Origin of the sequence: Paenibacillus sp. FSL R7-0273, assembly GCF_000758625.1 — a bacterium.
Taxonomy (GTDB): Bacteria; Bacillota; Bacilli; order Paenibacillales; family Paenibacillaceae; genus Paenibacillus_AQ.
Map to the genome: position 1 here is coordinate 4,620,524 of NZ_CP009283.1, position 24,168 is coordinate 4,644,691.

At 54.7% G+C, this 24,168-nt stretch carries 21 protein-coding genes; 6 read left to right on the forward strand and 15 right to left on the reverse strand.

Features of this window, described 5'->3' with window-relative positions; all coding sequences use genetic code 11:
• Positions 1-66 precede the first annotated feature (66 nt).
• Positions 67-1,563 (reverse strand): MDR family MFS transporter, encoded by a 1,497-nt coding sequence (locus R70723_RS19860; protein ID WP_039874662.1) that lies wholly within the window; start codon positions 1,561-1,563, stop codon positions 67-69.
• Between the two features lie 150 nt (positions 1,564-1,713).
• On the opposite strand from R70723_RS19860, the gene R70723_RS19865 reads away from it, so the two are divergent.
• Positions 1,714-2,277 carry a PadR family transcriptional regulator gene (locus tag R70723_RS19865; protein ID WP_039874664.1) on the forward strand — a complete coding sequence of 188 codons (564 nt, stop codon included), beginning with the start codon at positions 1,714-1,716 and terminating at the stop codon, positions 2,275-2,277.
• Between the two features lie 96 nt (positions 2,278-2,373).
• On the opposite strand, the gene lspA is transcribed toward R70723_RS19865, so the two are convergent.
• Positions 2,374-2,850 (reverse strand): signal peptidase II, encoded by a 477-nt coding sequence (gene lspA, locus R70723_RS19870; RefSeq protein ID WP_039874666.1) that lies wholly within the window; start codon positions 2,848-2,850, stop codon positions 2,374-2,376.
• Positions 2,851-3,067: 217 nt separating this feature from the next.
• Between lspA and R70723_RS19875 the strand changes: the two genes are divergently transcribed.
• Positions 3,068-3,751 (forward strand): DUF421 domain-containing protein, encoded by a 684-nt coding sequence (locus R70723_RS19875; protein ID WP_039874669.1) that lies wholly within the window; start codon positions 3,068-3,070, stop codon positions 3,749-3,751.
• Here R70723_RS19875 and R70723_RS19880 read toward each other — a convergent pair.
• The 5 genes from R70723_RS19880 to R70723_RS19900 all read right to left on the reverse strand — a co-directional run bounded on the left by R70723_RS19880 (position 3,743) and on the right by R70723_RS19900 (position 10,576).
• Positions 3,743-3,952 carry a hypothetical protein gene (locus R70723_RS19880; protein WP_039874671.1) on the reverse strand — a complete coding sequence of 70 codons (210 nt, stop codon included), beginning with the start codon at positions 3,950-3,952 and terminating at the stop codon, positions 3,743-3,745. The genes R70723_RS19875 and R70723_RS19880 overlap by 9 nt on opposite strands.
• Before the next feature lie 210 nt (positions 3,953-4,162).
• A complete protein-coding gene (locus R70723_RS19885; RefSeq protein ID WP_039874674.1) occupies positions 4,163-5,137 on the reverse strand; it encodes an aldo/keto reductase in 975 nt (324 codons plus the stop codon).
• Positions 5,138-5,275: 138 nt separating this feature from the next.
• Positions 5,276-8,545, reverse strand: coding sequence for an ATP-binding protein (locus R70723_RS32210; protein WP_144027206.1), 3,270 nt, complete (start codon positions 8,543-8,545; stop codon positions 5,276-5,278).
• The gene (locus R70723_RS19895; RefSeq protein ID WP_039874676.1) at positions 8,523-8,903 is read right to left on the reverse strand and encodes a response regulator; all 381 of its coding nucleotides are present in this window, start codon (positions 8,901-8,903) and stop codon (positions 8,523-8,525) included. Before R70723_RS19895 ends, R70723_RS32210 begins: the two co-directional genes overlap by 23 nt.
• Positions 8,904-8,941: 38 nt before the next feature.
• A complete protein-coding gene (locus R70723_RS19900) occupies positions 8,942-10,576 on the reverse strand; it encodes a diguanylate cyclase (protein WP_039874677.1) in 1,635 nt (544 codons plus the stop codon).
• Between the two features lie 230 nt (positions 10,577-10,806).
• Between R70723_RS19900 and R70723_RS19905 the strand changes: the two genes are divergently transcribed.
• Together R70723_RS19905 and R70723_RS19910 are read left to right on the forward strand one after the other, a co-directional pair.
• On the forward strand, positions 10,807-11,076 hold the full coding sequence (locus R70723_RS19905; RefSeq protein WP_039874680.1) for an ACT domain-containing protein: 270 nt from the start codon (positions 10,807-10,809) through the stop codon (positions 11,074-11,076).
• Positions 11,077-11,100: 24 nt separating this feature from the next.
• Positions 11,101-12,456: a PFL family protein gene (locus tag R70723_RS19910; protein ID WP_256704680.1), complete on the forward strand. Its 1,356-nt coding sequence runs from the start codon at positions 11,101-11,103 to the stop codon at positions 12,454-12,456.
• A gap of 94 nt (positions 12,457-12,550) precedes the next feature.
• On the opposite strand, the gene R70723_RS19915 is transcribed toward R70723_RS19910, so the two are convergent.
• From R70723_RS19915 to R70723_RS19925, 3 genes are all read right to left on the reverse strand, one after another.
• A complete protein-coding gene (locus R70723_RS19915; protein WP_039874685.1) occupies positions 12,551-13,459 on the reverse strand; it encodes a sigma-70 family RNA polymerase sigma factor in 909 nt (302 codons plus the stop codon).
• A gap of 22 nt (positions 13,460-13,481) precedes the next feature.
• Complete coding sequence (locus R70723_RS19920; protein WP_039874687.1) at positions 13,482-13,925, reverse strand: carboxymuconolactone decarboxylase family protein; 444 nt, start codon at positions 13,923-13,925, stop codon at positions 13,482-13,484.
• Positions 13,926-14,032: 107 nt separating this feature from the next.
• Entirely contained in the window at positions 14,033-15,487 is a 1,455-nt protein-coding gene (locus R70723_RS19925; RefSeq protein ID WP_039874690.1) for an MFS transporter, read from the reverse strand.
• Between the two features lie 162 nt (positions 15,488-15,649).
• On the opposite strand from R70723_RS19925, the gene R70723_RS19930 reads away from it, so the two are divergent.
• Positions 15,650-16,078 carry a MarR family winged helix-turn-helix transcriptional regulator gene (locus R70723_RS19930; RefSeq protein ID WP_039874693.1) on the forward strand — a complete coding sequence of 143 codons (429 nt, stop codon included), beginning with the start codon at positions 15,650-15,652 and terminating at the stop codon, positions 16,076-16,078.
• A gap of 62 nt (positions 16,079-16,140) precedes the next feature.
• On the opposite strand, the gene R70723_RS19935 is transcribed toward R70723_RS19930, so the two are convergent.
• Entirely contained in the window at positions 16,141-16,455 is a 315-nt protein-coding gene (locus R70723_RS19935) for a hypothetical protein (RefSeq protein WP_039874700.1), read from the reverse strand.
• Positions 16,456-16,509: 54 nt separating this feature from the next.
• The gene (locus R70723_RS19940) at positions 16,510-17,148 is read right to left on the reverse strand and encodes a DUF1796 family putative cysteine peptidase (protein WP_179088115.1); all 639 of its coding nucleotides are present in this window, start codon (positions 17,146-17,148) and stop codon (positions 16,510-16,512) included.
• Positions 17,149-17,369: 221 nt separating this feature from the next.
• Between R70723_RS19940 and R70723_RS19945 the strand changes: the two genes are divergently transcribed.
• Positions 17,370-18,572, forward strand: a complete 1,203-nt coding sequence (locus R70723_RS19945) for an MFS transporter (protein ID WP_039879038.1) — start codon at positions 17,370-17,372, stop codon at positions 18,570-18,572.
• A 679-nt stretch (positions 18,573-19,251) separates the two neighbouring features.
• Here the strand turns inward: R70723_RS19945 and R70723_RS19950 are convergent.
• From R70723_RS19950 to R70723_RS19960, 3 genes are all read right to left on the reverse strand, one after another.
• On the reverse strand, positions 19,252-20,922 hold the full coding sequence (locus R70723_RS19950; RefSeq protein ID WP_039879040.1) for an extracellular solute-binding protein: 1,671 nt from the start codon (positions 20,920-20,922) through the stop codon (positions 19,252-19,254).
• A gap of 82 nt (positions 20,923-21,004) precedes the next feature.
• Positions 21,005-22,402 carry a response regulator gene (locus R70723_RS19955; protein WP_039874707.1) on the reverse strand — a complete coding sequence of 466 codons (1,398 nt, stop codon included), beginning with the start codon at positions 22,400-22,402 and terminating at the stop codon, positions 21,005-21,007.
• Complete coding sequence (locus R70723_RS19960) at positions 22,395-24,140, reverse strand: sensor histidine kinase (RefSeq protein ID WP_081957439.1); 1,746 nt, start codon at positions 24,138-24,140, stop codon at positions 22,395-22,397. The genes R70723_RS19955 and R70723_RS19960 overlap by 8 nt, the downstream gene beginning before the upstream one ends.
• Positions 24,141-24,168 lie beyond the last annotated feature (28 nt).

A 24,168-nucleotide genomic window follows, 5' to 3' on the forward strand; every position in this document is an offset into this window, starting at 1 on the left:
AGTAAAACACTCCGATTTGGGCCGCTTCATTATTATTAATGATAACATGCATTAGATAATCTGATATTACAATTTTGCAGTTGAGCCCTTTTTGAGCGTCCCCGGCACTTCAGACAGGCGTTCAAACCCAGCCTCTGCCCGTTTACGGCGGACCAGCAGCATAAGAGGGAGCCCTGACAGCACCAGCAGCGCCGCAACCAGGAATACATCATTTATCCCCATTGTGAAGGACTGCTGATGCAGATCAGCACCTGCCAGCGTCAGCCCTCCGGCTCCGCTTAGCTCACGGGCATGTGCGGCCTCCCTGCTGGAGAGCAGCGAGGTGAACACGGCAATTGCCAGCGAGCTGAGCACGTTGCGCACCCAGTTATTAATTGAGGTTGCATGCCCCGACCATTCCGCCGGAATCTCCTCCATGGAGGCGGTGCTGCTTGGTACATTTGCCAGCCCGATCCCCAGATTCCGCACTACCATTGCCCATAAAATGAAGCTATGATCGATGCCTGCATGCAGCCTGCTCATCAGAAACAGGCCGGCAAAGATGCAGACGATCCCGGCAGATATCAGCTTCACCGGGCCGAGACGCGGATACAGCTTGCCGACTACCGGACTGAGCAGAGCAAGCAGCACAGAGGACGGAAGCAGAATCAGACCCGTCTTGAGCGTGGTTGCCCCTTCCACCGTCTGCAGGAACAGCGGTGTCAGATAGGTTCCGGCATACATTGCCACTGTAACGATGCTATAAATGCTGAGCATCACCGTAAAACGCCGGTTCTTCAGTACACGCAGATTAAGCAGCGGCACCTCTGTCTTCAGCTCCCGCAGAACAAACAGAACAAGCAGTATAATCCCCAGTGCAATCATGGACAGCGTCTTCCAGGAGGTCCATCCCCAGCTGCCGCCCTGGCTGAATGCTCCCAGCAGGGACAGGCTGCCGAGAACTACCGTCAGCAGTCCCGGAACATCAAAGGACTTTGGAACATTCATCCGGTAGTACGGTATCAGCTGCTGCGTCAGAATAACAGCCGCAATTCCGACAGGCAGGTTGATCAGGAACAGCCAATGCCAGCTGGCGAACTGTAGCAGCCAGCCGCTGAAGGTGGGACCGACAGCCGGAGCAACCATAGCCGACAGCGACCATAGGCTTACAGCAAAGGGACGCCGCTCCTGCGGGATAACCTGGAAGATGATGGTCATCGTACATGCCATAATCAGCCCGCTGCAGGAGCCCTGCAGCATACGGAATACAATGAGCATTCCGGGATTCCAGGAGACAGCACAGAGCAGTGAAAATAAAGTAAAACCCGATAACGCGAATGTGTACAGCCGTTTATAACTGAATCGGCCGCCCAGGTAACCGGCCAGCGGCGCTGTAACACCTGTTGCCAGCATAAAGCCGGTTACCATCCACTGCATCGTGTGCAGTCCGGAGCCGAATTGATCCATCAGAATCGGCACAGCTATATTAATGGTTGTAGTACTTAGTACAGAGAGAAAATTCCCGAAGAAAATAGCGGTCATTACCGGCCAGAAAGGAATCTTCCCTTTTTCTGCTAATTCCAAGAACCATCCCCTCCTTTTTATTATGTCTATATTTACATATGTAACTTGACTTTATTAATGTTATAGCTACACAATAGTTATGTCAATGCTGACATATAAGCGTTATTCGCGGTAAAACCGGATCAATAGAGACTGGAGGTCATTAAAGTAATGAATACACTGTCTTACGGGCTGCTCGCGCTGCTGACAGCGAATCCGCTGACCGGCTATGAACTGACGCAGGGCATCAAACCGTTGTGGAGGGCCGGGCACAGCCAGATTTATCCCCTGCTGCAGACTATGGAGACCAAAGGCTATATCCGTCACGAGCGGATTGAGCAGTCCGACAAGCCGGACAAAAAAATATATACCATTACAGAAGCCGGCATCTCGGTGCTTCAGGAATGGGTAAGGCTCCCTGCTGAGCCGGCTGTCCTGCGTGACGAGCTGCATTTCAAGCTATATAGCCTGTGGCTTACCGAGCCGGAGGAAGCCAAGGCATTACTGCAAAAGCGCGCCGAATTCAACCGGAGCGAGCTGGACCGGTACAATCTGCTGATCAAGGCCAATGAAGCGCTTCGCGATGAGCGCGGCGAGACACGGGAGCTGAAAGCGACGACCTTCGGACGGTATCTGCTGCTTCAGAAACGGGTGATGGCAATGAAGGCCTCCATTGAGTTCTGTGAATGGGCCATCGGGGAGCTGGAGCACGGCGGTCTGCCGCCTGCAGATTGATCGGGGACATCCGCCGCTCAGATCAGATAACCAAAAAGGCCGCCCGGTAAGTCATCTTCATGACTTAACAGGCAGCCTGTTTCACTTGAAAGCTATTCAGTTCTCCTTCATTTGCCGCCGCTTGTGCCGGCTGCTCTTTACTTGCTCCAGAATCAGATGCAGCAGGAACAGCAGCATTCCTGCATTAATCGCCAGATCGGCCAGATTCATAATGCCTCCGCCTTCCCCGAACATAAGGAAATCTGTCACCTGATGATACAGCACCCTGTCAATCCCGTTTCCGGCAGCCCCGCCTACCAGAAAACCGCTGGCCGCCTCCAGCAGCGGTCCCTGCAATTCTCCCTTCCGCCGGTAATAGAACACTGCCGCAATAAACAGTACCGCTACAATAGCGAAATATTTCCCGTATCCCTGAAACGAGCTGAAGGCAGCACCGCTATTTTCATAATAGGAAAAGGTCACATGCCCCTCCCAGAACGGAATAATCTCTCCCAGCTCCATGTTCGCCCTCACAATCCATTTGGCAGCCTGGTCTGCCGCAAACACCACTGCTGCAATTACATAAAAGAGCACAAGCGGCGCCTCCCTTAGTTCCTATTTATTATCCGCTGGCCGGATTTCTGCCTCAAGCTTATCACATGACAGAGGATGTTTTCATCTTTGTCACATTTACCACAGTCCCTTAACCCTCAACGCCGTCCCGGGTCCCGCAGTGCATCCGCTGTTACGACTAAATCATTACGGGTTAAACACTCTTAGATTCTATTGACCGACTGGAGGGCGGTACCGCATGGATTATGGACTCATACTCGTTAAACTGATCGCAGGCTTTATCGGACTCTGGGCAATGACGCGGCTGCTCGGCAAAAAGGAGATTACCGCCCTGACACCGTTTGACTTCATATCGGCGGTTATTCTGGGCGATCTTGTCGGGGATACGATTTATGAAAAAGAGCACACTGTGCTGATGCTGATTTTCACACTGACCGTGTGGACCCTGTTATCCGTCACCTTTGAAAAAATCACGCTCCACTTTCCCCGGCTCCGCAAGCCGCTGGAGGGGGAACCGGAAATTCTGATCCGTGACGGCAAGCTTGATCTCGCCAGGCTGCGCAAAAACAATCTTGACCTAGAGCAGCTGCAAATGATGCTGCGGGCCAAGGATACCTTTTCGGTCAGCGAGGTCGCGTACGCCATCTATGAGACAAACGGCTCGCTGAGCATTCTCAAAAAAGCGCAGTATGAGCCGGCAACCCGCGAGGACCTGCTCGTGCCTGTCCCCGACTCCGTCCTGCCGGTAAGCATCATCGAGGACGGAATTGTGCAGCGTGAGACCCTCAGCAAGCTGGGGCATGATGAAGAGTGGCTGTCCAAAGAGCTCCGCAAGCTAGGCTATGCCGGACCGCAGTCGGTGGCTTACGCGGAAATTACAGAAGAGGGGGAGCTGGCAGTCATCTCTTCTGTATCATACTGAGGCGGCGGACAAGCTTCCGGTCGCGGGGCAGGCATTTATGCCTCTCATTTTCGCCTCGCGCCTGCTTTCGGCGATTTCAGAGGCACTTATGCCTCTCATTTCCGCCTCACGCCTGATTTCGGCGATTTCAGAGGCATAAATGCCTCTCATTTTCGCCTCGCGCCTGCTTTCGGCGATTTCAGAGGCATAAATGCCTCTCATTTCCCGGCCCGCGCCCTAACACTCGCCGCAATGCTTCTAACCCGCATTACATTAACACAAAGCAGCGGCCCCCTGGATAACGGAAGCCGCTGCTTTTCTGCCCACAACTATATAGTTTCTTGCCTTAAACAAAATCAATTGAACAAATCAACTTGCTATAGGCTCAGCCGGAGCAGAGTCTCAAAGCTAATAATCACCAGCTAAAGCTAATCACCAGGCGTAGGCCTCAGGAGCCGGCTTACCCGGACCCGGGAAGATTTCATCCAGCTTCTTCAGCGTCTCCCCGTCCAGCTCGATTTCGGTTACGCGCAGTGAATCCTCAAACTGCTGGATGGTTCTCGGCCCGATAATCGGCGCTGTAACCGCCGGATTCGCCAGCACCCAGGCCAAGGCAACCTGGTCCTCATGCTCACCCAGCTCTTTGCAGAGCGCAGAGAACTGCTCGAGCTTGCTGCGGTTCTGCTCGAGCTTGGCCGACCGGGCGCTGCGGACGCCGCTCTTAGCCAGTGCGTTACGGCCCAGCAGCCCGCCGGCCAGCGGACTCCATGGAATAACGCCGAGTCCCAGCTCCTGCGAGGCCGGCAGCACCTCCAGCTCAGGCGTCCGCTCCAGCAGATTGTACAGGTGCTGCTCGGAGACGAGGCCAAGGAAATTGCGCGCCTTTGCCTGGGCCTGGGCAGCAGCAATATGCCAGCCGGCAAAGTTGCTGCTGCCGATGTAATCCATTTTGCCCTGGGCAATCGCATTCTCAAAGGCGCCCCACAGCTCATCCCAGGATACGTTACGGTCCACATGGTGCATCTGGTAAAGCTCAATATGGTCGGTCTGCAGGCGCTTCAGGGAACCGTCCAGATGCCGTCTGATCTTATAGGCAGACAAGCCCGCGCCGGAATTGGGACCGTCAAGCTCATCGAACATATCGCCGTATACTTTAGTAGCCAGCACGACCTTCTCGCGCCGCCCGCCGCCCTGCTTAAACCAGCGGCCGATAATTTCCTCCGTCCAGCCCCGGCGTTCCTGGCCGCCATAGACATTGGCCGTATCAAAAAAGTTAATTCCCGCATCCAGTGCGGCATCCATAATCCGGAAAGCATCCTTCTCTTCGGTCTCCGGGCCAAAATTCATCGTTCCGAGACAGAGCTGGCTGACCTTAAGGCCTGATTTACCCAAATAACTGTACTTCACTTGTAATTCCTCCCTTTAATCCTTGAATGGTTGTCCGCAGTTCATTCCCACTATACCCCTTAGAGTCCACTATAAGGCAAGTAGTTTTGCTCAAAAAAACAAGCCCTGCAGCCAGGACTTGTTCATGTAGCTATTAATTTATTGTTCAGCTGTATGACTGCTGTCCGGAAAGAGCACTTCTCCGGTTCCCTGCCTGCTGTTGTCCACAATCTCCTGCAGAGTGCCTGTAAGCTCATTCGGAGGATACGGCTTGGTTAAATATTTTTGCACCTTATCCATCATTATTTTGTCCGTCTTATCCAGGGCAGAGGAAATGATAATCGGGACAGGCGCGGTGCGTGTGTCATTCTTCAGCATGCGGATCAGATCCCAGCCGTCCAGCTCCTCACCCAGCATAAGATCAACAACAATCGCTACAAAAGGCGTCCTGAGCGCCTGCTCAAAGGCCTGCTGCGGGTGATAATGATGGATTACGCGGAAGCCCTTGCCCTTCAGCTCCTCCGACAGCAGCAGCGACAGGCTGTAGTCATCCTCGACAATCATTACGTTCGGCTTCTGCTCCTTGTCCGCATTCAGCTTCACCGGCTCATCCTCATGGCGGCTTCCTGCCGTATGCAGCACCGGGAGGCTGAACCATACTGTTGATCCTTCCCCTTCCTCCGACTCAATGCCGATGGAGCCCTTATGCTTCTCAATAATCTCCTTGCAGATCGCCAGCCCCAGGCCGGTTCCGCCAATCCGCTTGGACGCGCTGTTGTCCACTCTTCTGAATTTCTGGAACAGCTGGCCGATCTGATTCTTCGGAATGCCCAGCCCGTGATCCTGAATCTGCACGATAATCCGTTCAGCCTCGTTATGCAGAGAGACCTTGATCTCGCTTGCTCCCGGCGAAAACTTGATTGCATTGCTGAACAGGTTCGTCATCACCTGAACAATTTTATCGCGGTCAACCTCAACCTCGGCGTTGTGCGCTTCATCCTCATACGTAAAGGTATGTGTGCCGCTAAGCTTATACTGGTCTATGACGCCGAAGACCAGCGTGCTGAGATTCAGCGGCTCCTGGTTGTACTGCTGGGTGCCCGATTCCATCCGCTGCAGATCCAGAAAATCATTAATCAGATCGGTCAGCCGCTGGGCTTCCCGGTGAATGGTCTCCAGATATTTCAGCTGCTTCTCCGGCTTCATCGTCTTGGTTAAGAGCAGCTCGGTGAAGCCCAGTACGCTCGACAGCGGTGTCCGCAGCTCATGGCTGACTGTGCTGACCAGCTCCGACTTCATCACATCCAGCTCATATTCACGGGTAATATCGCGGTGCACGAACAGCGTCCCGACACGGGTGTCCCGGCGGAACACTGGTATGGCATACATGTCCACATGCTTCAGCGGATCCCTGCCGATGGAATACTTCATCGAGCTGGATTCAATGAAATGCTCGGACATAGCCTTCTGGTAGAACAGCTCCAGCTCCTCCGACTCATTGGCCATCCGGATAAAGTGCCCGGTCCAGTGCTCCTGCGGAATCAGATAGCCCTCGGTCCATCCGTGATAATCAAACAGCTGGGCAAGCGCCCCATTCATCTGGAGCATGCTGCCGTCCATCTGTACAAACTGGATGCCTTCGTTGACATTATTGACAATATCGCGGTTGAGCCTGCGTCCATGCTCGATTTCCTCGTACATGAACAGGCGCTCGATGGCCAGCCCTACCCGGTTCATCATGCCTCTGATTTCGTTAATCTCATCATCACTGAAGGAATGCCCGATCCGTGTCCCGCAGAATACGGCGATCACTTCGTTATCGGCATTTACAACCGTTGAATAATAATCAAAGGAGTGGACCGGCTCAGGCGCAATCCCCTGCTCCCGCTCCGTCGCGGGACGTTTGGTGATATAGGATTTCTCCGACTGCATCCGGTACAGCATATTGCCGCTCTCGCTGCCCAGATACCGGTCAACGTTCGCCTGCGGAACGCCCTTGACCACTGTAATCTGATCCTTGACCAGGAAAAATACACTGGAGTCAAACGCATACTGCCTGTTCATGAATTCGATAAATTTCTCGGCGAATTCCTGCTTGTCGAGCGTATAGGTGATGTCATGGTTAAGCTGATTGCTGCGCTCCAGCATCGTCTTGGTCTGCTCGGTTTTTTTGAGCGTCTCCGCCAGCTCCTGCTGGACATTTTTCATGGAGGTAATGTTATTCGCAATCAGAATGTACTGGTAGACCTGCCCCTCATCATTCAGATACGGCATGATAGTCATATGCAGCCACACCGGCGTCCCGTTCTTCATGCCGACCTGCACCTCGTCGCTCCAAACGCCGCCTGTGCTCAGCCTGCCGGTAATCTGCTGCATTCTGGCAGCATCCATATTCTTCAGATCGAGCAGCCTGAACGTGAAGCCGATCAGCTCAGCATTCTTGTAGCCGGTATATTCGCTCATGTTCTCATTGGCATGCTTGAATATGCCCTTAGGCGTGAGGATCGCTACAGCGGACGACTGGTCCAGCGCCTTCATCATGCTCTCGATTTCGCTCAGGGAGCGTTCAAGCTTGAACTGCTGATCCTGGAGCTCATCCTGCTGGGCATGCAGCTCCTCATTCTGCATCATCAGCTCTTCCTCTTTATCCTGGATGCTGTGCGCCATATTGAGGAACGCCTCATAAAGACGCCCGATTTCATCCTGCTTGTGCAACTTCCCGAGCAGCACGGCCTCTCCCGCCGCAAGCGAATTGCTGGCTGCCTCGAGCTTCACAATCGGGTCGATAAGAATCTTGAGAATCCGCCAGATCATCAGGGTGAACAGCAGCAGCAGCAGTGTGCTTAAGCCGAAGGCCAGCAGGGTAAATTCATTGGCCCGCTTCAGGGAATGATCCACTATATCGCTCAGCTGCCGGTCAGAGCGCAGCTTATATGCTTTGGTGTAGGTAAGAAAATCATTAACCGCTTCGGTGTTGCCATCACTGGCCAGCGCCCGCAGACTTGTATAGTCATTCTGCTTCACGAAGCTGATCGCCTTCGGCAGGGTCGCATTCTGATACTGGTCCACAAAGGTCTCCAGATCCGCTTTGAAGCTGGCTTCCTCAGGGGAGAGCTTTAGCGCAGAGTACTCACTGATAACACCTTTCAGCTTATCGAGCGCATCATAGGTCAGCTGGAGCTCATTGTCGTTTTTGAGCAGACTGTAGCCTCTTGCCCGGAAGAATACTTCATTCAGCGTAACCGCCATCTCATTGATAGTACCCGCCTTATGCTGCAGCACGTCCTGATCACGGTTCAGAGAGGTCTGTTCTGCATTAATGTAAATAAGAAGGCCCGTTCCTGACAGAAGAACCAGTGTGATCAGACCGGCAATGATACGGAAATACTTGTTTTTGATGCTCATTTTACCAAGGCTGCTTCTTATCACCGAGGATCCCCTCCACAATCTGCAAAAGCTCCATCGGGCTGAACGGCTTTGGCATGAAATAGCGGGCGCCCGCTTCTCTTGCCCTGTTCCGGTCACCCTCCTGCGCCTTGGCGGTCAGCATCAGAATCGGGGTGGCCGACTTCACCTCGTCACTCAAGAGGCCCAGCACCTCAATTCCGGTCAGCTCCGGCATCATGTAATCGAGAATAACCAGATCAAAATTGCTGCCGGACAGCTTGGCCAATGCCTCCCGCCCGTTCTCGGCTGTATGAAGCTCAACCTCCTCCAGGTCCTCAAGCGTGTCTTCAATCAGCATGCGTAAAACATCTTCATCATCAACAATTAAAACCTTTTGCATCTTTCTCTCACCTTTCAATTTACACTTGCGCACTACTCTTAGAATAAAAATCTGTGGGCCAGACGCTCGACCCTCATCAGCAGCTCCGGCAGGTGGAACGGCTTGATGACATAATCATCCGCCCCCATCTGCAGCGCGTGGATAATATCCTGCTGGTCATTGCGGCCTGTGAGCATAACAACCAGCAGGTTAATCTCCGGATACCGGCTGCGGAGCTGCTCCAGCACCTCCAGCCCGTCCAGCTCAGGCATAATGCCGTCGAGCAGAACGATATATTTATCATCGGGTGAATACCAGCCTGACTGAAGGAACTCGACACCGCTTTCGAAGCTGCTCACCTCAACCCTGGTGATATCGGCCGGCTTCCAGTCCATGAAATGCTTGACTACAATTCTGCGCATCAGGGCGTCGTCGTCCACCATGATGACCTTCAGCACCCGCTCTGCCTTGCCTGCCGGCAGGTATTCGTTATACAAGGTGGACAGGTTCCGTCCGGCATGCTTGCTGGCATAGAGTGCCTGATCCGCATCCTCGATCAGCGAATCCGGATCGTCCCGCGAGGTGCGTATCTCCGTTATCCCGCCCGAGAAGGTAACCTGAAACGGCTCCTGCTTGGCCCGGAATTCCATATCTGCAAACTGCCGCTGAATCCGCTCGATAACAAGCAGTGCTGAGGCCGCATCCGTATTGGGCATAAACAGGGCAAACTCCTCACCTCCGTAGCGGCAGAAGGTATCCTCAACCCGGATGGAGCTGCGCACCAGCTCTGAAAAAGCCTGCAGCACCTCATCCCCGACCAGATGACCGTAAGTGTCATTGATTAGTTTAAAATGGTCCAGATCTAGCAGCGCCAGTGAAAAAATCCGCTCCGTCCGCCGGAAATCGGAAACCAGCTGCTTCATCGTCTGATTAAAATATTTGCGGTTATACGCGCCTGTCAGCTCATCGATAATAATGGACTTCTGCCATTCCTGCTTCAGCTCGAAGCGGTTCCTGATCAGGGCCAGAAACAGATCGATGTCCACCGGCTTAGCGACATAGTCCATTACACCGAGTGTATACGCGTACAACTGAATGTCCTTGGAATGCTCGCCGCTGATGATAATGATCGGAATCCGCTCTTTTTTGGCCTTGCCGATAATCTGGTGCAGCACATCTATTCCGCTCTGGTCCGGCAGCAGAATATCCAGCAGAATCATGTCCGGACGGCTCTCATAGAACAGCTTGAGCCCGCGCTCGGCCGACATGGCTATATTCACATAATAGGACTGGCGCTCCAGCGATTCCCGCAGAAAAGCAACCAGCTCCACATCATCATCCACAAGCAGAATTTCATATTTCTGTTGCTTGACGCCAAGTGACAGACCTGCTTCATATGCAGGCTCCGGCTGCGCCCCGGTCTGCTCCTCAGCTGCGAACAGCCCGAGCAAAGGAAATAAAACCTCACGCCACTCCGCCTCCAGCCACACCTTATCACTTTCATCCGAGAAATACAGCAGCACACTGCCGGCAAACTGCTCTACCCGGTCCAGGCCGACCGTACCAGCGGTTCCCTTTAAATTATGCAGAAAACGGTAAAGCTCCCTCTCCCCGACCGACTGCTGTCCTGCCCACTTCTCCAGAGTCTGCCTCGTCCGCTGCTCAACAAGCTCTTTATATTTTCTCGTTGTCATGGTTACTCCTTTGGAAACTTCTATCAAACTGTCAAACTATCAGTTCATCATTTTTTTCAAGCTGTGTCAACTCTATACTAAAGAATATCGGCGTCAAGATCAAAAATGTAATCAAACTGACAAAAAACCTTTGGTTGAAGCCTGTGCCTGCATTTGTGATAATGATTGAAACGGTTCATTCCGTTAAAGCGGTGGTGAACAGAGAATAGATTACATAGGAGGCATTTGCAGTGAAAGGAATTATTACTGTACTGGGAAAAGACAAAGTTGGGATTATCGCCAGAGTCTGTACATACCTTGCCGAGCACAATCTGAACATTCTGGATATTTCACAGACGATTGTCCAGGACTATTTTAACATGATGATGATTGTTGATATTTCGGCGCCAAGCAAAACCTTTGAAGAGATTGTCCTGGACCTGCAGCATGTCGGCGAGGATATCGGAGTGGAGATTAAGCTCCAGCATGAGGATATCTTCAATATTATGCACCGCATCTAGCAGCCAAAGGAGACGAAGACAATGATATCACGTGTTGAAGTTCAGGAAACGAATCAGATGATCCGGGAAATGAATCTGGATGTCCGCACCATAACGATGGGAATCAGCCTGATGGACTGCTCCCATACCGATATGCGCGTATTTAACCAGAATGTATATGATAAAATTACCCGCTCCGCCGAAAAGCTGGTCAAGACCGGTGAAGATCTGGAGCGGCAGTTCGGTGTGCCTATTGTCAACAAACGGATTTCCGTAACACCAATCTCCATTGCTGCCGGGGCTGTTCATACGGATTCGTATGTGCCTGTTGCTGAAATTCTGGACAAGGCTGCCAAAGAGGTCGGTGTTAACTTTATCGGCGGATTCTCCGCACTCGTGCAGAAGGGCTGCACCAAAGGCGACCGGATTCTGATTGACAGCATTCCTGAGGCACTGGCTGTAACCGAGCGGGTCTGCTCTTCCGTCAACGTCGGCTCCTCACGCAGCGGGATCAATATGGACGCGGTCAAGCTGATGGGCGACATCATTCTGCAGACTGCAGAGCGCACAAAAGACCGTGATTCCATCGGCTGCGCCAAGCTGGTTGTGTTCTGCAACGCTGTGGAGGATAACCCGTTCATGGCCGGCGCCTTTCACGGTGTCGGAGAACGGGAATGTGTAATCAACGTCGGCGTCAGCGGGCCGGGTGTCATCAAGCGGGCGCTGGAGGAGGTAAAGGGTCAAGACTTTGAAACGCTCTGCGAGACGATCAAACGGACCGCCTTCAAGGTAACCCGGGTCGGCCAGCTCGTCGCCCAGGAGGCCTCCAAACGGCTCGGCGTACCGTTCGGCATTATTGACCTGTCCCTGGCGCCCACCCCGCTGATCGGGGATTCCATCGCCGAGATCTTCCAGGTCATGGGGCTTGAGGAAGCCGGGGCTCCCGGCACTACTGCCGCACTGGCGATCCTCAACGACAATGTCAAAAAAGGCGGGGTCATGGCCTCCTCGTATGTCGGCGGACTTAGCGGCGCCTTCATTCCGGTCAGTGAGGACCACGGGATGATCCAGGCCGTGCAGCGCGGCGCGCTGACACTGGAGAAGCTGGAAGCGATGACCTGTGTCTGCTCCGTCGGCCTTGACATGATTGCCATTCCGGGCAGCACCAGCAAAGAAACAATTTCTGGCATTATTGCCGATGAAGCGGCGATCGGAATGGTCAACAACAAAACAACTGCAGTCCGCGTAATCCCGGTTATCGGCAAGGAGGTCGGCGAGATGGTCGAATTCGGCGGCCTGCTCGGCTACGCACCGGTCATGGCGGTGAATCCGTTCAACTGCGCCGGGTTCGTTAACCGCGGCGGCCGGATTCCCGCTCCGATCCACAGCTTCAAGAACTGATTGTACGTCAAAAGCGCCGCCCCCTGCTGTCAGGTGGGCGGCGCTTTTGGGTTGGATTAAGGTATGTGACGCTTCAGATGAATCTGCGGCCGGGTCAAGAGCGGGGATGGATATGCCCCAGCTTTTCCGGCCCCACGGTCAGGTAGAAGCTCTGGATCTGCTCCCCGCTGCGGCTCAGGCCAAGGCACAGCACAGCCTTGACCTGCTCCTCCCGGCGGTACACCAGACTCTCCTCCCCGTTGACCCGCTCGATGGAGGGCTTCCAGGTTCTCATCTCCTGCAGCACTCTGTGCGAGGTGAGCAGGGCGAGCACTCCCTTGCGGCCAATCATCGGCCGGAGGACGGTATGGACCTCCTGTCCGCCGCCATCGGCGATGAGTACAGGCTGCTCGGTCAGCAGAGCCAGCATACTGCTCACATCATGCGCCGCGAAGGCGGCAGTAAATCGCTGGAGCAGCTTCCTGCGGGCCTGACCCGGCGCTGGTGAAAGTGCCGCTGCAGCCGGCTCTGCCTGGAGCGTGCGCTTCACGCGGCTGAAAATCTGCCTGCAGTTGCTTTCACTTTTGCCGACCATCCCGGCGATTGCCTCATAATCGTACTGAAAAGCCTCCCTCAGGACGAATACGGCCCTCTCGGCTGGCGCCAGCCTCTCCAGCAGAACCAGAAAAGCAAAGGAGAGCGTATCCTTGCGCACAGCCGCCTCCTCGGGTCCGTCATACCGCTCACTAACCGGCTCAGGGAGCCATTCCCCGATGTAAGTCTCCCTGCGGGTGTGCGCGGAATTGAGCAGATTCAGGCAGCGGTTGGTAATGCTTTTGGCGACGTAGGCCTTGATGTTATCAATGCCGCTGAGCTCATGCCGCTGCAGGTCGGCAAAGCAGTCCTGGACGATATCCTCCGCATCAGCCGCACTACCCAGCATGCGGTAAGCGATGGAGAAGGCGTATCTTTTATAATGAATATACAGCTCCTCAAGCTCCGCCATCTGTGCATCTAACACCATACGCCCCTCCTTCAGGCCTGCCTTAAAACAAGCCCGGATACATGCCTGTAGAAATTGCAATCCGGTTCCAGCTGTTAATCATATTGATGTTCATAATCCAGTCTACATATTCTTCTTCGCTTACGAACTCGCGTACCTTGTCATAGACGGCCTGCGGCACTCCGCCTTGGCTGATAAGGGTAACCGCCTCGGCAAGCTCCAGCACCGCTCTTTCGTGTGCAGTAAAGACAGGCGCCTCGCGCCATACGCTGACCAGCACCAGCTTATCCTGATAATCTCCCAGCTTCAGCAGGTCCTTGGCATGCATATCCAGACAGAATGCGCAGCCGTTAATCTGCGACACTCTTATTTTAACCAGCTCGGTAAGCACCTTGTCCAGTCCACGTCCGCTATTATGCTGTTCCATTGCCATCATTGCCCGGAATGCCGGCGCGTTAACCTGTCTGTAATTTAAACGTAAGCTCATTTCTGATCGCCTCCAAAAGTGTTATTCATTAATGGAGACAATCCGGGTCAGAGATATGTGACAGAAACGGCTAAAAAAATATTTTGCAGCACCGCTAATCTGCTTCCTCAGGCCCGGGCCCGCTTGCTTTTGCGGATCGTAATCATCCTCCAGCCTGTAAGCAGCGCCGACACAAGACAAATTACCGAAGAGGTCATGAACACAACATGCATTCCCGACAGAAAAAGCTCAGGCCGCCCCTCAACCAGTCCGGTAACCCGGTAGCCTGCCTTGCTGCTCATCACATTGAACAGGATTGTGGTAGCGAGTGTAATACCAACCACCATTCCTACGTTGCGGACCAGTGAATTGACACTGCCGGCTGAGCCAAGCTGGGTACGCGGCACCTTGCTCATAATCAGCGAATTGTTCGGTGACTGGAACAGGCCGCTGCCAACCCCAAGCATGGCAATCCACACCCCAACCAGAATGACCGGGCTTCCCTCATGCAGCCGGGCTAGTCCAAACTGGGCAATTACCATCACCACCAGGCCGGCAAAGGTCAGAAATTCGGAACCGATTTTGTCGGAGAGCGCGCCGCTTAGCGGGGCAACAATAACCATCGAAATCGGGAAAAGCATCAGCAGAAAGCCGGCATAAAACGGCGACAGCCCCAGCATGTTCTGTGCATAGAACGGTGAAATGATATTGAAGCAGAAATTAGCCGCAAAGACCAGGAATGCGCACAGGATGCTCAGTGAGAAAAGAGAATTCTTGAACAGTGACAGCTGTAAAAGCGGTGCAGGGCTGCGCAGCTCGACAAGGAGAAAGGCGGCGAACGAAGCAGCTGCGGCAGCGAGGGCGGTGATAATCCTTACATCGCTATAGCCAAGCTGCTGTCCCAGCAGCAAGCCGGCAAACAGCGTAATGATAAAGAAAGAAAACAGCAGGCTGCCCGGCAGATCGATTTTTGATCGTACCCGGACCAGGTCCTTAGGCAGCACCTTCATCCCCAGCACAATCGCAATCAGGCCAATCGGCACATTCACCCAGAAAATATATTCCCATCCCAGCGTAGACACAATGATTCCGCCCAGACTCGGACCGGCGATGCTGCCCAGCGACACAAAGGTCCCGATGAGACCAAGCGCCTTCCCCCGTTCATTAGCCGGGAAAATATCCGTTACAATCCCCTGGCTGTTCGCCATTGTCATCGAAGCGCCGACCGCCTGGATCACCCGGGAGATAATGAGAAACGGCAGATTGGTGCTGAAACCGCAGAGCAGAGACCCGATGATGAACACGATCGTCCCGATTCTAAAAATCCTGATCTTGCCGGCTATATCCCCCAGCTTGCCGAAGAACAGAATAACGGCGCAAATGGCCATCAAATAACCGGTAGTGACCCATTCGACCTCGGCTACCGGCAGATTCAGCTGCTTCACCAGCACAGGCAGGGCAATGTTGACAATACTCCCGTCCAGTGTGGACATAAAGGTAAACAAATTTAGCACAATAAGAATAATCCAGCGCTTCTTCTGAACCGCCGGATCATCCTGGTATGTAGCACTAATAGAACTCATAAAAAAACACCCTCTAGCATCCGTTTTTGAATATAGTTGCGTCCGCAACAATTCACAATACCCAGTGTACAGCAAATTAGTTGCGTGCGCAACAACTTTAAGGTAAACTTTCAGCAAAGGCGGATAGCTTATACCGCACAAATGCAAAGAGGTGTGTCCGTAGTGAAAAAAGAACCGCTCGGCAAGCTCGTCGCTTACCTTCAGCGCCAGAATACCAAAATTCTAAGCAGGGAGCTTCAGCCGTACGGCCTTGGCAGCGGCGGACAGCACAGCTTCCTCAAGCTGATTCTCGGCAATCCCGGCATTACCCAGGATCAGATGACAAATGAAATGAAATTTGATAAAGCGACCACGGCCCGCTCGGTCAAGCACCTGGAGCAGCTTGGCTATATTGAACGCCAGCCCGATCCGAAGGACCGGCGCTCCTCCCACCTGTACCCTACTGCGAAGGCGCAGGCTTTTGCCCCTGAATTTCAGGCCATTCTGGACGGCCATAATGCCAGAATGACTGCCGGACTGACGGAGGAGGAGTCCGATACACTGGTGGCGCTGCTCCAGAAGGTCATCCGCAGCACCGAGAAGCTGACCTAGCTGAAGCCCCCCACTATGTTACCGGCTGCGCCGCTATGTGGGACATACACCTGCCTCCAATTTTACTCAGTCGGCCCTGCTGGAGTGGGATGAGAGGCAGTTTTGCCTCTCATTTCGCTCGTTTGGCCTGCCGGGGCGGAATCAGAGGCAGTTTTGCCTCTCATTTTGCTCGTTTGGCCTGCCGGGGCGGAATCAGAGGCATTTTTGCCTCTCTTTTCGCTCATTTGGCCTGCCGGGGCGGAATCAGAGGCAGTTTTGCCTCTCATTTTTCTCGTTTGGCCTGCCGGGGCAGAATCAGAGGCAGTTTTGCCTCTCATTTTGCTCGTTTGGCCTGCCGGGGCGGAATCAGAGGCAGTTTTGCCTCTCATTTCGCTCATTTGGCCTGCCGGGGCGGAATCAGAGGCAGTTTTGCCTCTAGCCTCAACCGCTGCTCACATCAGGCTGATGCCATCCAGAATATAATCCCAAGTAACGTTATCTCCTGCCCGGTTCGGAATGCTGAGCGAGCAGATGCCCGGGTATCCCCAGCCGTTGTTAAGCACACCGTCCAGTTCGTCTACCCCGTTCACAATCAGGATAAGAAATTCTCCTCCCGTCAAGGAGCCCAGCACCTGCCGGAGCGCAGCGGCCTCTTCATACGTGCTGCCCCAGCGGATGAACAGAGTCCGGCGGCTGGCGGCAAGCTGGTCCAGGAGGCGCTGGCTGCGCAGCTCGATTTTACTTTTAAAGCCGGGGTAAACCGCACTCCAATCCTGTCCTTCCAGCACCGGGAAATCATGGACTGAGATAACATTGTAATGAAAGTCCTTGATAAAATAGGATTTGACCGGCATAACCACTTCATTCTCCACAAATACATCATTGCCATCGACCGGCGACATATTCTCAAGCTCCATATAACCCGCAAAACGGCTGCTCAGCAGCCTGTTCACATCTGTAAGCGATAAGGAAACGACCCAGTCCAGCGGAGAAGAGAAGGTTCTGAGGCCTTTTCTCCGCAAATGAGCCGCAGGCTCACAGGAACTGCCCAGACTGACAATACAGTCATAGGCTCCTTTTATTTCGCCCAAATCCATTTGCCTCACCCCACCAAGTTATTTCTATAGTAAATGCTCGCGGCTGCTGAAAGGATTGGATGAGAGATCAAGTTTCTTTTGCCCAAACCGCAAAAAACGGTTAAAATGTAAACCTGTATGAAAACACATGAAAAACCACTGTAAACCATGATTATTTAAAAAGGAGTGTCAGCACAAGCATCATGACGAACCATTCAGCCAACAGCCTCCACAGTATGCCAAAGCAAACCAAAGAACGTTTCCCGCTGTCGCTTCTCTGCCTGACCCTCGGTGCCTTTGCCATCGGCATGACCGAGTTCATCATTATGGGGCTGCTCCCCAATGTCGCCAGTGATCTCGGTGTGACCATCCCGCAGGCCGGCCAGCTCATTACCAGCTACGCGCTTGGTGTTGCTATCGGGGCACCTATCCTGACGGTATTTACCCACAAGCTGCCGCAGAAAAAGCTGCTCGTTATCCTGATGGGCATCTTCATCCTGGGCAATGCAGTATCTGTAATTGCGCCTACCTATCTGCTGCTGATTATCGCCAGAGTGCTGACAGCCTTTGCACACGGCACTTTTCTGGGTGTCGGGACTATTATCGCCGCCAGACTGGTGCACCCGGACAAGCGGGCCGGGGCCGTATCGGTTGTGCTGGCCGGACTGACTGTCGCGAACATTATCGGTGTTCCGTTTGGAACCTTTATCGGCCAGCAGCTCGGCTGGCGTGCCTCCTTCGGTGCCATTACGGTGCTTGGCATCATTTCATTATTCGGCATCGTCCGGTTCATCCCGGTCATTGTCCAGCAGGAAACGGCCAATCTCCGCGAGCAGGTGCGGGGTCTTTTGAATCCGCAGGTGCTCCTGATTCTGCTGACCGGAGCCCTAGGTTGCGGAAGCCTGTTCTCACTGTTCACGTACATTACACCAATGCTGCAGGGCATTACGGGCTTTGCCGAGCAGAGTGTGACCTGGATTCTGGTATTGTTCGGGGTGGGTGTCACGCTCGGCAACATTGCAGGCGGCAAGCTGGCTGACTGGAAGCTGATGCCCTCACTGATGGTTAACTTCGCAGTGCTTGCAGCTGTCATCTCCACTCTTACCGTAACCATGAGCCATCCTGTGCTGGCGGTCAGCAACATTTTTCTGTGGGGAATCGCCGCCTTCGGCATTATGCCTGGCATCCAGCTGCGGATTATGAATCTGGCGCACAAAGCCCCGCTGCTGGCCACAACCTCCAGCCACTCTGCGCTAAATCTGGGCAATGCGGCCGGAGCTTATCTGGGCGGGGCCGCAATTAACTCGTTCGGCTTGACCTCCATTCCCTGGCTGTCGGCAGCCCTGGCCGTCCTGGCTCTGGCGGGTGCCTGGTTCAGCTATGCATCTACTAGAGGTAGAGCCTCTGGTGCAGCTAAGAGTGATGCTTCTGCTGCATAGATAAATTGGTTGCTTAACAGCTTCAGTTACAAAGTACCATTAGGAAAAAGACCGGAATCTCCTGAGCGGGGGATTCCGGGCTTTTTGTTTGGGAGTTGCAGCAGCGGAGGAGTGCAGCACTGGGGACTGGCAACTCAGCGCAGAAGGAGGAGAGGCCGTGGCATGTAAAATGCCTATATCCCCTCGCTTCGGGCTATCCCGCTGCCTGATACTCATCTTTGATTCAATACTGTATGGTCTAACGGACTCAAATGACGTTAAAGTAAGAAAAACGGGCACTTCCGCAGTCTAACGGACTCCAGCGCCGTTATTATGGCAGAAATGCCCGTTTTGAGCCGCAGCGAACACAAATAAAGTCACCTCGGTCCGTTAGCGGTAGAAATAGCAGTTTTACTGCAAGATAAGGGCGCTGGTGTCCGTTTAGCTTAGTGTGTAGTCGTGCTGGGTAGTGCTGAGTTAGTGCTGAGTTAGTGCTGAGTTAGTGCCGGGTTAGTATCGGGTAGTGCTGAGTTGCTGCTGGATTGGTGCTAGGTAGTGCTGGAAAGTGCCGGGTAGTGCCGGGCGGTGTTGAGTTAATGTCGGGGCACCGCCGCGTCGGTGTTAGGTCAACTCGGGGGCAACCACAGGGCAGTATTGGACGCCAGTATTGAACGGCCCTGCCATGCTCACTCCTCTTCATTCACCGGCCCGCCCCGTCAACCGCCCCCGCCACCTCCTGCGTAATCCGCTCCCCGCCCAGGCGCTTCCATTCCTGTACAAACTCATCGAATGCGCTCAGCGGCGTCTCGCCGACGATGATGTTCAGAAAGGTCTCGCTCTCCAGCGTCTGCAGCTTCGGCCATAGGCCCGGCATGCTGGGGGTGCTGCCGTAGAATACGCTGTGCACCTCTTCAATCGCCGTTGAAGTGAGGACGGCTGCACCATATTTATAAGCGTTGGTAGCTTTCCAGCCTTCAAGGTTCTTCTTGGGCTGCTCCTCTTCCGCAATCCAGCGGTCATAGAGCAGCCTGGTGTCCGGGTCGAGCAGCTCCGGATCGATCTTGCCGTGCAGCGCCTGCTGCACATCGGTGTAGTGCTGCTCAATCGCCCCGCTGTAGTCGATCAGCAGGTCAAACGGATAATAGGCGCGCGGCTGGATGCCGGTCTCTGACGAGAAGTCATCGAGCGCTTTGACCTCTGCGGTGTTCGGGTCGCGTCTTCTCTCCAGCCGGGTGAATACGTTCAGCAGCTTCACCACAGCCTCGGGGTGCTCGTAGCCCTTGCGGACCACGAGATAGCGGTCCGTAGGCGCCGCCATATGGGCAACGAACTTGCCGCTTGAGTCCAGCGGCGCTGCAAAAGCCCGCCACTCCGCCCTGGTATCTGCAGCCACCGCCTCAGACAGCGGGTAATACGGCATCCACCACGGTCCGAAGAACATCCCGGACTGCCCGGCGATGATCGGCTCCTGGGTCTCTTTATACAGGGCAAAGCCCGGATCAATCAGCCCCTGCTTATACCAGTCAGCGAGCTTGCCGAGTGCGGCCTTGGTCTCAGGGGTAATAGATCCGTAAACAACCGAGCCGCTGCTGTCCTTAATCCAGTTGGTCGGAAAAGAATGGAACGCGCTGAATACGGCATCCAGCCCGTTGATATGCGGCTTCGCCCCGTAGATGATATTTTTGTAGGCGCTGAGCCCGGTGGTATCGCGCTTGCCGTTGCCGTCAGGGTCCTGCTGGGTGAACGCCCTGGCAATCCGTTCAATATCCCCGAAAGTAGACGGACCCGGAAGCTCCAGCCGGTCCAGCCAGTCCTGGCGGACCCACAGCAGCATCGGGGAATCGGCCCGGATCGCCACATTCGGCAGGCCATACAGCCTGCCGCCGCGTGAAGCATCCGCCAGTGCCCGGCCCCCCGTAGAATCGTACATATCCTTGATCAGCTCTGAGCCGTACTGCCCGAAAACCTCAGTCAGATCGGCAATCATTCCGCTGTCCATCAGCTTTTTTAACTGATCCCGGTCAACCACCATCGCATCCGGCAGGTCGTTGCTGTCAATCGCCAGCTGCGCTTTTTGCGTATACGTCTCCTCGCCCTTTGCCTCCCAGGAGTGTGTGACCCTGATGTTCGTCCGGCTCTCCAGATAACGGGAAATCGGATTATTATCGTTGCTGTCCCCGTTATTCAGCCGGGCATCGGGCACCTTGAAGCCGATCCGCATCGTAACCGGCTGCTCATATCTGCCGTAAGCCGCAGCTTCGGCAGCATCGGGCACCGGAGCCTCGGCATCCGGACCGGTCCGGTCACCGCTGCAGCCCTGCAGCATGAGCGCCGCCAGTATAACAAGCATGAACCTTAAGCTATGCTTCATAGCCCCATCCTTTCTGCACGGCAGCGGCATGGCAGCCGGCCAGTAGCGGGCCAGCATGAACAAGCAGGTGTACCGCCCTTACTCACAGCTTCGCTCCTTGCGCGCGGTATTCGCTAGGCAGCCGGCCAACCCGTTCCCGGAACAGCCTGCTGAAGTACCGGTCGTCCTCAAAGCCTGAGCGGCAGGCGATCTCATGCACCGGATGAGTCGTCTCCAGCAGCAGCGACTTGGCCAGCTCCAGCCGCATCCCACGCAGCACCTCGCCGAAGCTCTCCCCCGCGAAGCGGGCAAAGCACTGGCTGAAGTACCCCCGGCTCATATTGATATGGGCCGCTACATCGCCCTGGTTGATTTTACGGCCGGCGTTCTGCTTCATGTACAGGACAGCGCGGATCAGGCAGAACATGACCTCTTTGCTCAGTCCGAGCTCGATCATCCGCCGCTGGACATGTCCGGCAAACTCCCGGAGCCAGGGCTTCCAGCCGCACCAGCTTATGTTACCGTCGGCGGAAGCCGCAAGCTCAGCTGCCTCTGCGGGGCTAAGCAGCAGCGGGCTCCAGCTCTTCAGCAGCGAATGCCCGAAGTCCGCTACCGCCTCAGTAGCAGGCCGGCACAGCAGCACTTCCGCAGTGAAGCTGTCCCAGTCTCCCCGCTCAAGCGCCCATCTGAGCTGATGCCCCGACGCCGGAAACGGCGCCTCCCCGGCCGCCCCCTCCGCTGCCAGCGCAAGCTCCGCATAATCAAGCCTAGGCGGTAACTCTTCGCCGCCGTAATAGAACAGCGCCAGGCGCGCCGCCTTGCCCAGCACCTGCTCCAGCTCCCGGCACGGCCTGCCCTGCAGTCCGCTGACCAGCGCCGCCTGCCAGCGTCCTGCCGGCAGGGCAGCCAGCTCACGCTGGAGCCCCTCACCACTCAGACGCCCCTGCAGCGGCACAATCCACTGCCCCTGCAGGGCAATCAGCGGCTGATTCTTCGCCAGGGGGAGCTGGAACAGCTCCTCTTCGCTCTCCTGCCCCTTCAGCGGCACCAGGAGCAGCGCTCTGTCCGCAGCCAGGCCGGCGGCACCCTCCCTCCGGCTGAGAGATTCCCGCGCGGTGTCCTCCCACCTTACCCGTTCGACCAGTCGGCTGATTGTCGCGTCTGCGTTCTCCACCTCGAGCAGCGTTTTAACAATATAATCGACAGCCCCCAGCCGCAGCGCTTCCTGCACATAGTCGAATTCATGATGGCAGGTCAGCACGACACAGCGGATAGCCGGAAACTGCTGCCTCACCTGCCGGATCAGCTCAAAGCCGGACATGCCCGGCATTGTAATATCCACGAACAGCAGATCGGCCTCCTGCTCACGGAGCAGCGCCAGCGCCGCATTGCCGTCCCCGGCTTCACCGGTAATCACCACTCCGAAGGATAGCCAGTCAATCAGCGAAATAAAGCCCTTGCGCACCAGCCGCTCATCATCGACCACAATTGCTTTAATCATCGAAGTCCTCCTTGCTTTTGCGGGGAATGGTAATGGAGATGTCCGTCCCTTCACCCTCGCCGCTTTTGATCTGCAGCTGCATTTGTCCGCCATAATAGGTATGCAGCATCCGCATGACGTAAGCGAAGCCAATGCCGAGCCCGCGCTTTTTGGCGCTGTCGTCCGACAGCAGCTCGGCGATCTGGTCCTCATTCATCCCGGAACCGTTATCCCGCACGCATAGCCGGATTTCAGCTTCCCCCTGTCCCGCGATAATGACCTCCACCCGCCCATGGTCGCTGAGCCCGTGGTAGATTGAATTTTCCACCAGCGGCTGGAGCAGGAACCTTGGCACCGCCGCATCCAGCACCCCGTCCTCCGCCTGCACCTTGAATTCAAATTCATAATCATAGCGGATGCGCTGCAGCTCCATATAGTTGCGTATCGCCTCAATCTCCTCCCTGATCGTGACAATAAGGCTCTGCTTGCCCAGATTATAATGCAGCACCTTCACCAGCAGCGTAACCAGCCGGTCGATCTCCTTCTGCCCGTTCAGCCGGGCCAGCCACTGCACCGTATTAAGCGTATTATGCAAAAAGTGCGGGTTAATCTGGCTGAGCAGCTTTTCTATCTCAAACTGGCTTTTCTGCTTCTCATTGCGCGCTACCGCCTGGATTAGCTCGTTGACCTGATCCTTCATCTGCTGGAAGTTGCTCAGTACAAAATCAAACTCCTCCACATTCGTAAAAGCAACCGGCGCGGTAACATTCTCTGCCATCCGGATAATTTCCACGTTAACCTTGCGCAGCGGACCATAGATCCGCCTCCAGATCAGCCAGGCCAGCAGACCGGCGAACAGCAGGGTCAAAAGGGCTAGCAGAATCATTTTGTAGAACCAGGCGTAGATTTCGCTGTTGAACACCGATTTTTTGACGGCAGCCACCAGCTTCCAGCCCTGCGGACTCTCATAGCGGAACAGATGATAGCCCTCCAGCTCCTCATGTGCCGGACGGCCGCTCAGCGCCGCAGCAGCGAGTATCTTGTCAGGCACCTCACCGTCAATCGCATAGGTCGACGTTCCCGCCTGATTGACCAGCAGATGGTTCACCGCCATACCGTAGGCCTGTTCATTAAAAATTTTGCGCAGCAGGCTATAGTTCGTCTCCAGATAAATATACAGCTCATGCTGGCCGCTCACCCGGACAATCCGCTGCTCCGAGAAGACCACATTATCGCCGACAGCATACATCGTCCCGTGCGGCCCAAAGTAATCCGCCCCGTTGTAGCGCATAAAAGCCGGCAGCTTCCCCGTATCGAATCCCCGCCGCATGCTCATGTTGGTGAACAGCACCGGGTCCTTGACGCCGGGCATAACATAGGCAGTCAATCCAATATAGGGATTGGTGAAATTGACGAGATTGATCTTCTGATTGATGGAATTCATAATCTGTGATTTGCGGTAAATCTGTTTTTCCTGCAGAAAAGAGGACATTTCCTCCACAATCTGCCCGTCGAGCGCAAACTGCTTGGAGGCGAAGTCCAGATTGTCGATGGCATTCTCCAGGCTGAGCGCTTCCTGGCGCAGACTTGCACTGATGCCGCTGCCTATTTTACCGGACAAAATGGAATAGATAGAGGTGTAGGATATGATTCCGACGATCAGCAGCGGCAGCAGCGTACCAACCAGCAGATAGATGACCAGTGTTCTCCTCAGGGATTTCACGGCCGGCGTGGGGCTCCCGTTCTTCATTCTGCGCATTCTGCTAGCCCACTTCGCTTTCTGTAAG

Bases quoted from the DNA above. Each gene is read 5' to 3' on its own strand.
- R70723_RS19955 (WP_039874707.1), bottom strand. From the start codon at position 22,402: ATGATTAAAGCAATTGTGGTCGATGATGAGCGGCTGGTGCGCAAGGGC.
- R70723_RS19865 (WP_039874664.1), top strand. From the start codon at position 1,714: ATGAATACACTGTCTTACGGGCTGCTCGCGCTGCTGACAGCGAATCCG.
- R70723_RS19900 (WP_039874677.1), bottom strand. From the start codon at position 10,576: ATGACAACGAGAAAATATAAAGAGCTTGTTGAGCAGCGGACGAGGCAG.
- R70723_RS19880 (WP_039874671.1), bottom strand. From the start codon at position 3,952: ATGAGAGGCATTTATGCCTCTGAAATCGCCGAAAGCAGGCGCGAGGCG.
- R70723_RS19925 (WP_039874690.1), bottom strand. From the start codon at position 15,487: ATGAGTTCTATTAGTGCTACATACCAGGATGATCCGGCGGTTCAGAAG.
- R70723_RS19960 (WP_081957439.1), bottom strand. From the start codon at position 24,140: ATGCGCAGAATGAAGAACGGGAGCCCCACGCCGGCCGTGAAATCCCTG.
- R70723_RS19945 (WP_039879038.1), top strand. From the start codon at position 17,370: ATGCCAAAGCAAACCAAAGAACGTTTCCCGCTGTCGCTTCTCTGCCTG.
- R70723_RS19895 (WP_039874676.1), bottom strand. From the start codon at position 8,903: ATGCAAAAGGTTTTAATTGTTGATGATGAAGATGTTTTACGCATGCTG.
- R70723_RS19935 (WP_039874700.1), bottom strand. From the start codon at position 16,455: ATGAGCGAAATGAGAGGCAAAACTGCCTCTGATTCCGCCCCGGCAGGC.
- R70723_RS19875 (WP_039874669.1), top strand. From the start codon at position 3,068: ATGGATTATGGACTCATACTCGTTAAACTGATCGCAGGCTTTATCGGA.
- R70723_RS19920 (WP_039874687.1), bottom strand. From the start codon at position 13,925: ATGAGCTTACGTTTAAATTACAGACAGGTTAACGCGCCGGCATTCCGG.
- R70723_RS19950 (WP_039879040.1), bottom strand. From the start codon at position 20,922: ATGAAGCATAGCTTAAGGTTCATGCTTGTTATACTGGCGGCGCTCATG.
- R70723_RS19915 (WP_039874685.1), bottom strand. From the start codon at position 13,459: ATGGTGTTAGATGCACAGATGGCGGAGCTTGAGGAGCTGTATATTCAT.